This is a genomic window from Nodosilinea sp. LEGE 07298 (genome assembly GCF_015207265.1).
Lineage (GTDB): Bacteria > Cyanobacteriota > Cyanobacteriia > Phormidesmidales > Phormidesmidaceae > Nodosilinea.
The window spans coordinates 1-10,814 of sequence record NZ_JADEXE010000230.1 but is presented as its reverse complement, the minus strand read 5'-3'; the positions used below and the strand labels follow the sequence as shown (position 1 = coordinate 10,814).

Sequence of the window (10,814 nt, the reverse complement as noted above, 5' to 3'; positions counted from 1 at the left end):
GTCTGCAATGGGAAGACAAATCGTTTTATCGCCTGCGGTTCCACGCTTCCGTCGTTGCTTGGCCATCACGTTGGCCTCCTAAGCGCTCTACCCCTATTTTACTCGACACAAACTTGGGTGGAACTAGACTCAATCCACCATTGCACCCCGTAGGGGCGTAGCATGCTACGCCCCTACGGGGTGCCTGATAAGGAAATGGGTAGCTCTCCGAAGTGCCGAACGACTGGCAGGTCTGGCGCAAAATCGGGGGTGCCGGGGCGCTGTACTGCACACGCTTGCCAACCTGCCTGTCGCGCTGCCGCCAGTTCGCCGGGATGATCCGACAAAAACAGCAGCTCTTGAAGGGATATCCCTAGAGTTTCGGCAATTTTTTGATAGGAATTGGGATCTACCTTAGCTCCAGTGGTGGTGTCGAAATAGCCGCTAAAGCAGGGGGTGAGGTCGCCGACGATGGTGTTGGCAAACAGCAGTTTCTGCGCTGCGATCGAACCTGACGAATAGATATAGAGCGGCACCCCCCGCCGATGCCACTCCTGAATGTGGGCGGCGGCATCGTCATAGATGTGGCTGTAGTAGGCTTTAGTGCGGTAGCCCTCTTCCCAAATCATGCCCTGCACGGCTTTGAGGGGGGTCACTTTTTGGTCGGCTCTGGCCCACCTCAGCAGTTGGGCAATGCAGTCGTCCACAGACAGGTCGGCATCGCCCACCTCGGCCCGCACCTGAGCCAAAATGGCCTGTCCCTCAGCCGTAGGGACCAGGTCAACCATAAAGGACTCTAGTCGCTCTTCTGCGTAGGGAAACAGGGTGTTTTTGACGAAGGCGATGTCGGTGGTAGTGCCCTCAATATCCAGTACGATCGCCCTCAGGGGCTGCTGATCAAGCAAAGGCATGGTAGTCAGGAAATCCTTTGGCGATGGGGCTGTCGGTAAAGTGGGCCACCCAGCCTTCTTGGTTGCAAAAGAGGCGAATGGCGGCAAACTGGGGCGCGTCACCCATGTCAAACCAGTGGGGGGTATTGGCGGGTACGCCGATGAGGTCGCCAGCGGTGCAGAGGGTGGCATAGATTTTGTTGCCCAGGTGCAGGTAAAAGACGGCCTGCCCTTCCACAAAGAAGCGCACTTCGTCTTCTTTATGGATGTGCTCGGCGAGAAATTTCTGCCGCAGCTCGGTTTTTTGTGGATGATCGGGGTGCATGCGAATGACATCGGCGGTGATGTAGCCGCTCTCTTGCTTAAGGCGATCGATGTCTTTGGCGTAGGCGGTGAGAATGGCCTCGGGTTCGGCGGCCTGGGGCAGGGGCGATTGGGTTTGCCACTGCTCAAAGCGCACGCCAACCTTAGCTAGGGCAGCTGCGATCGCCTCGGCATCCCGATATTCGTCCAGCAGCGTTGCGCCATCTTGATCGCTAAAGATGCGGAGTAGGGTCATTGAGTTGTTGTCCTTTGGTTCAGAGGTTGATTTAGCCGGGTGACCACTCTTCTGAGTTTAAAGGAGCTAACCCAGTTTTTGGCTGAGCAAAATATCTTGTAGGGTGCAGCTTACCAGCACCTCCAGGGCTTCGGTAGCCATCCGAGCCTGGGGCACCGTAGAGCCCCAGCTATAGAGCCCGTGGCCCGCAATTATGTACCCCACTGGTGCCGACCCGGCCTTGAGTCGAGCTAGCACTGTTTCGCTCAGGGCTACCATATTCTGACTGTTGGCCACAATAGGCACGGCAACCTCGATCGCGTGGGTGGTAATGCCCGGCAAGGCCTTGAGCAATTCATAGTTGGTTAACACCAGACTGTCTTGGCCCCGACCCAGCAGCCAGCGCGACAGGCTAACGCAATTGACCGAATGGGTATGCAGCACGGCCCCTACGTCTGGATAGGCCTGATACAGGCTGGTGTGCAGCAGCGTTTCTGCCGAAGACCGTTTGCCGGGGCTGAGGGGCTGGCCCTGAAGGTCAACCGCCATAATGTCGTCTGGGGTGAGCTGGCCTTTGTCGCGCCCCGATACAGTGATGGCCACCGACTCATCGGCCAGCCGGGCCGAGTAGTTGCCGCTGGTGGCGGGTGCCCAGCCCTGACCGGCCAGAAAGCGGCCTGCCTCTGCTAACGATCGCGCGATCGCATCAAACTCCATACTCAACCAACTCTTCCCAATGTCGGCAAAATCAGCACTATAGCACCTACGTTTTCGCGATCGCGGAGGCAGGCGAGGCAGCCCTGGAATCGGTCGAGCAAGGCAGTAGCCGTCGCCCAAACCGCTAAGACATTCTCACCGCCGCTCTAAATCGATGGTTATCCGCCAGTGCACCGCCCCAGGCTCCGCTGTGACAACGCACGGCTGGTCAAAGCTATAAATCTTGACTCAATAAAACAATAGTTAATTTAAACGCGCCAATTGAACTATTCCGTGGGTGAATGGGCTCTCTAAACTAGCTATAGCCTGCCTGCATTTGGCGTGCGGTAGATCCTCGTGACCCTATCGAAGTGGCTGAGTCTCTACAATACTTTCTGTAGGCTAAAGTGCGGCTATCGTCTTCTAGCTTGTCAATCTGCAAACCTCAAACCCCCTGCAGTTCAAAAGATGACACCATCCAATGAGTTAATCTTCCTACGTAATGGGGGGGAAACTGGATCGCTCATTCAGGCGTTTAATTGGGCAGATACTCCGCTAGGGCCGATCGAAGGGTGGTCACAGAGTCTTAAAATTGCGCTGCAAATTTTGCTTTCCTCCAAATTCCCCATGCAAATTTTGTGGGGATCTGACTACATTCAGTTTTATAACGACGCCTATATCCCGATCGCAGGCGATAAGCACCCCAGCGGTATTGGGCAGCGGGGGTCAGACTGCTGGCAAGAAGTCTGGGATTTCTCGGGGCCAATGCTCGATCGGGTGGTCGCCACTGGTGAAGCCAGCTGGTCTGAAGATCAGCCCCTGGTTCTAAACCGCAATGGTCAGGCTGAGGAGCGGTATTTTACCTTTTCCTACACGCCCATTTGGGATGAATCGGACCAGGTTGGCGGCATTTTTATTGCCGTCAACGAAACGACTCACGCCATTGTGGGAGCACGCCGCGAGAGCGCTCTGCGGGCCGCCGCCCAGGCCGTGACCGAAAACTTAGAAAACGTGCTTACCAGCATCAGCGATGAGTTTATGATGTTTGACTCAAACTGGTGCTTTACCTACGTTAACGATCGCGCCGTCGCCGCCCTGCGAACCCCTCGCTCCGCCCTGCTGGGGCGATCGATTTGGCAGGTGTTTCCCCAGGCGGTGGCCACGCCCTTTTATCGGGGGCTGCAGGGGGCGGTCGAGGCCCAAGCCGCCACCAGCTTTGATCTGTTTTGCGCCGATGAAGGCCGCTGGCTCGAAAATCGGGTCTATCCCTTTGGCGATGGGGTGTCGCTGCTGCGGGTCGATATTAGCGATCGCAAAAACCTGGAGCAGGCCCTGCACAGTTCCCAAGATCAGCTCGATAGTCTGATCAATACGGCCCCAGCCTCCATTGCTCGCGGCCGCTTTTTTGCTGACCGCACCTACGTTTTAGACTACCGATCGGTGGGGTGCGAGGCCCTGACCGGCTACACCCTGGAGGAGATTACCCCCGAGCTTTGGATGGCCCGCACCTTTTCGGAAGACTGGCTGGCCAATGCTGACGCCATGTTTGCGGCGATATTTGAGCAGCGCCCCATCACGGTGGAATATCGGTTTCTGCACCGAGATGGGCAGGTGCGGTGGATCTCAGACAGCCTCACCTCCCGCCGAGATGAGGCCCAAGACTGCTGGATTGTGACGATGGTAGGCATTGATATTACGGCGCGTAAGCAGGCCGAAGATGCCCTGCGGCGCAGCGAGGCCCATTTGGCCATAGCCCAGCGAGTGGCTCAGTTTGGCAGCTGGGAGTTTTACCCCGATGGCCAGCGGATCGTGTGGTCAGAGGCGATGTTGGATCAGTTTGGCTACGACCCCGCCCAAACCGAACCCAGCTATATCGACCTGATGCAGCGCATTCATCCCGACGATCGCCAGATGGTGGAGCAGTTTTTTGAGCGGGCGATCGCAGACCATCGGCCCTACGCCCTCGATTTAAGGGTGGTCTTAGCGGATGGTTCGCTGCGCTATTTGCACTGGCGCTGTGAGCCGGTATTTGGTGCTCAGGGTCAGATCGTCAAGCTGATGGGCACCGGGTTAGACATTACCGATCGCAAGCAGATTGAGGTGATCTTGCAGACCAGTCAAGAGCGGCTACAGCTGGCTCTGCAAGGGGCCAGTTGTGGCACCTGGGACTACGATTTGATCAGCCAAGACCTGGTTTGGTCAGATCGCTGTAAAGCGATATTTGGCCTTGAGTTAGAGACCGAGATGAGCTTTGAGGTGTTTGCCCAGACCCTTCACCCCGACGATCGCGATCGCGTGCAGCAGGCGGTGGATGAGGCGATCGCCCATCACCAAGATTACGACGTCGAAATGCGCACCCTATGGCCCAACGGCACCCTGCGGTGGGTGCGATCGATCGGGCGGGTCTACCGGGACGATCGGGGCCAACCGGCCCGGATGGCTGGAGTAGTGCTGGATATTTCTAGCCTCAAGCAGGCCGAAATAGCCCTGCGGGAGAACGAAGAACGCTACCGAATGCTGGCTGAGGCCATGCCCCAAATGGTCTGGATGGCCGATCGCACGGGTGTGCAGTACTGGAACCAGCGCTGGTACGACTACACGGGCATCCCAAAAGGTGCAGCCTTGGGCACGGTTGGTACGCAAACGGTGCACCCCGATGAACAGGATCGCACCATGGCGCTATGGCAGCAGGCCCTAGCGCAGGGCGAAGCGTTTGAAATCGAGCAGCGCATTCGTCGTTACGATGGCGTTTACCGCTGGTTTATCAATCGCGGCCTGCCGGTGCAAGACAGCAGTGGCGAGGTGACTCGCTGGGTGGGCACCATCACCGATGTAGACGACAAAAAGCAGCTCGAAGATCAGCGCCTTCGGCTGCTCGAACAAGAGCGCCTGGCCCGAGAAGCCGCCGAGAACGCCAACCGGATGAAGGATGAATTTTTGGCGGTGCTCTCCCACGAACTCAGGTCGCCCCTCAACCCAATTTTGGGCTGGGCCAAGCTGCTGCGTACCACCCAGCTCAGCGAAGCCAAGATCGAATACGCCCTCGAAACCATTGAGCGCAACGCCCGCTTGCAGTCTCAGCTGATTGATGATCTGCTCGATGTCTCTCGCATTTTGCGCGGCAAGCTGATCCTCAACAGCCTGCCCACCTCGCTAACCGCCATCATTGACGATGCCCTCGAAACCGTACGCTCCGTGAGTGAAGCCAAGGGCGTGCAGATTCAAACCGAGCTAGATGCGTCTTCCTTTCAAGTGTTAGGTGACCCCAATCGGCTCAAGCAGGTGGTTTGGAATTTGCTTTCTAACGCAGTGAAATTTACCCCCCAGGCTGGTCAGGTAACCGTTCGGCTAGACTACGTTGACAACTGGGCTGAACTTCGAATTAGCGATACCGGCAAAGGAATTGCTCCTACCTTTTTACCCCACGTTTTTGACCGATTTAGACAAGCCGATAGCACCACTACCCGAGATTTTGGCGGGCTAGGGCTGGGGCTGGCGATCGCCCATCAAATTGTCGAAATGCACAGCGGCACGATTCAAGCCGCCAGCCTGGGTGAAGGCCAGGGGGCGATCTTTACCGTGCGGCTGCCGGTGATGTTAGCCGTAGTCGAGGAGCCTCTCCCTATTCCTCAACTGATTGGCTCAAATGATCTGCACCATATTCACGTCATGGTTATTGAGGATGATGCCGATAGCCGCAATTTGATTACCGCAACCCTACAGCAGTTTGGGGCCAAGGTAACGGCCCTACCCTCGGCTGCCGATGCGATTACAGCGTTCGCTGAAACCCAGCCCGATATTTTAGTCAGTGATATTGGTATGCCTGGCATGGATGGCTATATGTTAATGCAGCAGATTCGCGAGATGCCCCATATCAGACAGATTCCGGCGATCGCACTGACCTCTTACACCACCAAAGCAGACCAGGAAAAGATCTTTGCAGCTGGGTTCCAAAAGCATTTACCCAAACCTATGGAGGTGGCTGAGCTGATCGAGGCGATTTCGTCGCTGGTGCCGCCTTGGACCCCTGCTTAAGGATGCGGTAGTATCGGCAGTAACCTTGAGCAACCGGGAGGGTTGAACAAATGTTCCATCTGTACTTTGGTGGGTTTGATGTGCTTCTTTACCTGGGGGGCGTCTACGCAGCCATGGCTTTCTCCAAGGCCATCTGCGATCAAATGGACGCTGCTGACGCCGCCCAGAGTGTAGCCCCGGCCAATACCGTGGCCCCCATGCAGCCGAGCGCGCCCCACCTGGTTGCCCCCGCTGCTAAGCGTCAAGAGGTCAGCGTTAGGGTTTCGGTAAACTGACGGCAATGAGAGTATTTTGAGCTGCTAGCCCCAAAACTGTCGATGTTGATCGGCCCTCCGGGACGATTAGAGGATTTATCAGGCCAGAGTTGACAGCTTTACCAGAGTAGTAGCCATCGTCTGAGGTTGACAGCCCAGCTAGAGCGCTTAATCAAGCGGTCAACATTCATCCTTTGCCCGGCCCTTAAAACTTCACCCCATGCAGCAGGCCCCGAGGAAATATTCGGGGCCTTTGGGAAAGGGCCTTTGAGATCTGGCTCTCGCCACAGTTGGAGGGTGGGGCCTAAGTCATTCGCACTTTAGCACCGTCGTCGCAGTGTGAACTCTCGGTCAATTTGCCCTGTGGTGGAGTGAAAAGGCTAAAAACTGGCCCAGATGTCTGCTGGTAACGACAGCGTTTGGAGCAAGATGGTATTGATAGAGTCTAAGAGGGAAGTTTAGGCGCTAAAGCCCTGCTGCAAAGGGGCGATCGCCCCAAAACTGGGCAATTTTTCCCTCTGGTGCTCTACTTTTTGTGTTTTATGCCAATGTAGGTACCTGGCACAGCACTCTAACGAGCAAGCAGGGTCGATAGAATGAGGAAGCAACTGGCGCGGTTTGAGCATTGGCGACGCGCATGGGCACTGGCACACCAATGGATTAACAACGCGGCTATGCTCGATTTTTTTAAATATCGAGTGGGGCAGTCAGCGTGGACCAAGCTGATTGGCCGCACCCTTATGAAGTGGCAGCAGGACGACTGCCTTGAGATGGGTGCTGCCCTAGCCTACTATGCCTTGTTTTCGATGTTTCCGATGATTTTGGTGTCGTTGAGTATTGTCGGCTTCTTAATTGGCCCCAACACCGTCGCCTACAACGCCGTGCTCAACTTTGCCCAAGAGACCCTGCCCCCGGATGCCTTTCCCATTGTGCAGACAACGCTGATTCAGTTTCATACCGGCAGCACCAGCGCCAGCATTGTCGGTTTTGGCATTTTGCTGTTTACCTCCAGCGGTTTTTTTGGGGCGCTTAGTCGCTCGTTTGACAAAATTTGGCACACTAAGCCCCGCCATCACCGCTTCGACGGCATGGGAGAAGTGGCGTTTATCTTTTTGTGGCGGCGGTTTCTGGCGTTTTTGCTGGTGATGGGGGCAACCAGCCTCATTTTTGTGTCGCTGATCTCCAACATCGCGATCGATACCGTGACGAAGCTTTTAGAAGGCGTCAACCAGTGGGTGATCGTGATTGGCATTGATCAGGTGCAGCTGCTGTCGTGGCTGCGGCTGGGCATTTCGTTTGTGACGCTCACCCTGGTGGTGATGGTGCTTTACAAGAGCCTGCCCAGCACCCGCGTGTCTTGGCGAGATGTGTGGCTGGGGTCACTGCTGACTGCTGTGCTGTGGCTCATTTTGCAGCAGCTAATCAGTAATAGTGTGATTAGCCTGGGCAGCCAGTTTCGCTCCTACGGTGTAGTGGGCGGGGTAATGGTGCTCATGCTGTGGATTTACCTGACTAGCCAAATTTTCTTCTTGGGGGGCGAGTTTACCTATGTCTATGCCCACCTGTTTGGCAGCCGCAAGGGGCAAAAAAAGCTGACGGCCAAGGTCGGTAGCCAGTGAAAGGGGTGGGCCAGTCAGTGGTTTATCCCCAGTCCAAATAGAGATCTGTTCTTTTCCTATAGGTAGAACTCCATTTCTGGACTTGAATTTGGTTTAATTTATAGAGCAGTTACGGAGTTGTTTTAATGGCTACAGCGCAGCGTGGAGTAACGATCTGGTTTACGGGGTTGAGCGGGTCGGGTAAGTCGACCATTGCTCGTGCTCTGGAGACCGAACTGCGTCAGCGAGGCTGCCAGCTAGAGGTACTTGACGGCGATATTGTGCGCACCAACCTGACCAAGGGCCTGGGCTTTAGCAAAGAAGACCGGGATGAGAACATTCGCCGGATTGGCTTTGTGTCGCACCTGCTGACCCGCAATGGCGTAGTCGTGCTGGTGTCGGCCATTTCGCCCTACCGGGAGGCGCGAGATACAGTCCGCGATCGCATTGGTGATTTCGTCGAAGTCTTTGTCGATGCCCCCCTCGATGTCTGCGAAGACCGCGACGTTAAGGGCCTCTATAAAAAAGCCAGGGCTGGCGAAATTAAGCAGTTCACCGGCATTGATGACCCCTACGAAGCCCCCCTCAACCCCGAAGTGCACTGCCACACCGACCAGCAAACCGTTGACGAAAGCGTCGCCCAGGTAATCGGCAAGCTCGAAGCGATGGGCTACCTGGCCGCAGCGGCGGTAGCTTAGAACCCAGTATTCACCCTTCCTGGTGCCCATGCTCTGTATGGGCACCAGGGTGGGGGGTGTTTTTAGGTACTATTCTTGTGCTCTAGGGAATGCCTTAACCGCCCAGCCCCTAATTCCCCCCGGCTCCTTGTCTGCGGGGCCGTTTCTCCAGCAGGTGCGCTGGGGCCTCTTGGCGGGCATAGCTGACCAGGTAATCGTGCACCAGCTGGTAGCGATCGATGGGGATATCGGGCAGCAAAAACACCAGGCCTGACCCGACCAAAATATCGAGCACCAGGTTTAGCTGGTCTTCTCGGTAGTCGGCACCGCGCAGGTCGAGTTCTTCTTCCAGGTCTTGGCGGCTTTTTTGGGGGCGGTAGGGGCGGCTTTCGCGATCGATGTCGGTCAGCAGGTAAAGCACCAGGCGGGCTAAGTCGGCATTTTCGGGGCCGCAGTCGTGCACAACGGTGCCCAAGAAGTTTTGCACCAGGGTTTCTTTGGGGTGGTTGCCCAGGGCTAGGTATTCGGCCAGGGTATTGATCTCCTGGCGCTGCAGCTGCGCTCCCACCACCTGTAGCTCAATCGGGCGCACTTCGCCAAGGGTATTGGCCAGGTCGGCGACCAGGCGATCGATCAGGGCGGTTTCGAGGTAGAAGTGGGCGTCGTCGGTGAGGCGACGAATTAAAAACTTGGCGTCGGTGGCCCTAAAGTTGCCCAGGTAGTAGCGGTAGTCGCGGCTGAGAATGTCGTTGTTGATAATGTCGAGGTCAAAGCCGCGCTCGATTTCGAGCAGGTAGTGGAGGTAGTCTTCCCGCAGGGCCAGCACCACCTTCAGGTAGGGTGTGTTCAGGCAGTCGATTAAAAAGGCGTAGAAGTCGCGTCGCTGAAACAACTCTGCGGCTTCGACAAAAAATTCTTCAAACTGATCAAAAATCAGCACAATCTGCCGATAGCTCTGTTCGGTGAGGGTCTTGAGGCGCAAAATCAGGTCGGTGGGGCCGATCGGGGCAGCGGGCGGAATGCCGTCAGCTTCGCTCTGCTGCTGTAGGGCACGGGCCAGGGCCTGATTGACTTCATCGGGCCAGTCGCGGTAGCCCTTAACCAATACGGGCAGCGTCGATCGCCCCTCCGGAAATGATTTATCGAGGGCGGGCATCAGCCCTGCGTAGAGAATAGAGCTTTTGCCCACCCCCGATGGCCCGTGGATGACAATCAGCGGATAGCGGGCCTGCTCTAGGCGGTAGGTGAGGGTTTCGACATCGACCTGGCGACCCGAGGCCTGAATTTCGGTGGCGAGTATGGGCTGGGGCGATCGCGCCGCCGCTGCTGCAGGATACTCCTGGGGCTGAATTTCGCCCGCCCCAATGAAGGCCCGCAGCCGAAACTGAGTGTCAACCCGGCGCTGCTTGAGCGTGACGCCAAAGGCAGCACGATAGTTTTTTTGCTGGTAGTACTGCTTTTGCAGGGTTTGCAGAATGCTGCGGTAGAGGGGCAAATCGGTTTTAGGGTCGGTGTGGGTGCAGGCGTCTTCGAGCAAGGCAATGGCGGTCTGTGGCTGGTCTTGGGCAATGTGCACGCGCCCCAGCAAATAGAAATACCAGCCCCGCTGGTACTGGTTGGCCACCGATAGCTCGGCGGTGGTCAAATCGTTGGGCGAATCGTTGGGCGAACCATTGGGCGAATTATTGGGCAAATCGGCGGGTAAGCCATTGAGGGCTGGCCCCTCGGTGTTCACGGCTCTGGCCTTAATAGCCCCCGCGATCGCCAGAATATGCAACGCCCGCTCGGCCTGGACTTGGGCTATGGCGGCATCGCCCTGGGCCAGGGCCACTTCGGCCAGGTAGCCGTGATCGCGGGCTAGGCGAATGGGGTCTTGTCGGTGCAGGGTTAGCCCCTCCTGGGCGGTGCGGGCCAGGGCAGGCCAAGCCCCCAGCTTTTGCTGCACCTCGGCTAGGGCGTGAATAAACTTACCCACTAGCTCGGGCTGTTGTAGGTCGCGAAAGATGCGCAAACAGGCGGAAAAGTGGCCTTCGGCTTTGTGCAACATGCGATCGTACACGACCCGCTGCAGCACCGCCTGGCTGCGGCAGGTGGCCCCCAGGTAGAAGAGCAGGACGGCTTGTTTTTGGCGGGGGACGGGGCGCGGG

At 56.8% G+C, this 10,814-nt stretch carries 8 protein-coding genes; 4 read left to right on the top strand and 4 right to left on the bottom strand.

Annotated features, from left to right (window positions below; genetic code table 11):
• Positions 1–173 precede the first annotated feature (173 nt).
• The 3 genes from mtnC to IQ273_RS24275 form a co-directional block, all read right to left on the bottom strand.
• Positions 174–890, bottom strand: coding sequence for an acireductone synthase (mtnC, locus tag IQ273_RS24285; RefSeq protein ID WP_194025724.1), 717 nt, complete (start codon positions 888–890; stop codon positions 174–176).
• Positions 877–1,428, bottom strand: a complete 552-nt coding sequence (locus IQ273_RS24280) for an acireductone dioxygenase (protein ID WP_194025723.1) — start codon at positions 1,426–1,428, stop codon at positions 877–879. The genes mtnC and IQ273_RS24280 overlap by 14 nt, the downstream gene beginning before the upstream one ends.
• A 66-nt stretch (positions 1,429–1,494) precedes the next feature.
• Entirely contained in the window at positions 1,495–2,124 is a 630-nt protein-coding gene (locus IQ273_RS24275) for a methylthioribulose 1-phosphate dehydratase (RefSeq protein ID WP_194025726.1), read from the bottom strand.
• A gap of 447 nt (positions 2,125–2,571) precedes the next feature.
• Between IQ273_RS24275 and IQ273_RS24270 the strand changes: the two genes are divergently transcribed.
• The 4 genes from IQ273_RS24270 to cysC all read left to right on the top strand — a co-directional run bounded on the left by IQ273_RS24270 (position 2,572) and on the right by cysC (position 8,688).
• The gene (locus tag IQ273_RS24270; protein WP_194025722.1) at positions 2,572–6,138 is read left to right on the top strand and encodes a PAS domain-containing protein; all 3,567 of its coding nucleotides are present in this window, start codon (positions 2,572–2,574) and stop codon (positions 6,136–6,138) included.
• Positions 6,139–6,188: 50 nt separating this feature from the next.
• Positions 6,189–6,413 carry a hypothetical protein gene (locus tag IQ273_RS24265; protein WP_194025721.1) on the top strand — a complete coding sequence of 75 codons (225 nt, stop codon included), beginning with the start codon at positions 6,189–6,191 and terminating at the stop codon, positions 6,411–6,413.
• A gap of 653 nt (positions 6,414–7,066) precedes the next feature.
• A complete protein-coding gene (locus tag IQ273_RS24260; protein WP_228053768.1) occupies positions 7,067–8,011 on the top strand; it encodes a YihY/virulence factor BrkB family protein in 945 nt (314 codons plus the stop codon).
• 125 nt (positions 8,012–8,136) lie between these two features.
• Positions 8,137–8,688 (top strand): adenylyl-sulfate kinase, encoded by a 552-nt coding sequence (cysC, locus tag IQ273_RS24255; RefSeq protein ID WP_194025720.1) that lies wholly within the window; start codon positions 8,137–8,139, stop codon positions 8,686–8,688.
• Positions 8,689–8,797: 109 nt separating this feature from the next.
• Here the strand turns inward: cysC and IQ273_RS24250 are convergent.
• Positions 8,798–10,814: ATP-binding protein (locus tag IQ273_RS24250; protein ID WP_194025719.1), on the bottom strand; the 2,017-nt coding region annotated here is incomplete at its 5' end.

What these genes read in the sequence shown, in the direction of transcription:
- mtnC (WP_194025724.1), bottom strand. Translation starts at nt 890, where the DNA reads ATGCCTTTGCTTGATCAGCAGCCCCTGAGGGCGATCGTACTGGATATT.
- IQ273_RS24280 (WP_194025723.1), bottom strand. Translation starts at nt 1,428, where the DNA reads ATGACCCTACTCCGCATCTTTAGCGATCAAGATGGCGCAACGCTGCTG.
- IQ273_RS24275 (WP_194025726.1), bottom strand. Translation starts at nt 2,124, where the DNA reads ATGGAGTTTGATGCGATCGCGCGATCGTTAGCAGAGGCAGGCCGCTTT.
- IQ273_RS24270 (WP_194025722.1), top strand. Translation starts at nt 2,572, where the DNA reads ATGACACCATCCAATGAGTTAATCTTCCTACGTAATGGGGGGGAAACT.
- IQ273_RS24265 (WP_194025721.1), top strand. Translation starts at nt 6,189, where the DNA reads ATGTTCCATCTGTACTTTGGTGGGTTTGATGTGCTTCTTTACCTGGGG.
- IQ273_RS24260 (WP_228053768.1), top strand. Translation starts at nt 7,067, where the DNA reads ATGCTCGATTTTTTTAAATATCGAGTGGGGCAGTCAGCGTGGACCAAG.
- cysC (WP_194025720.1), top strand. Translation starts at nt 8,137, where the DNA reads ATGGCTACAGCGCAGCGTGGAGTAACGATCTGGTTTACGGGGTTGAGC.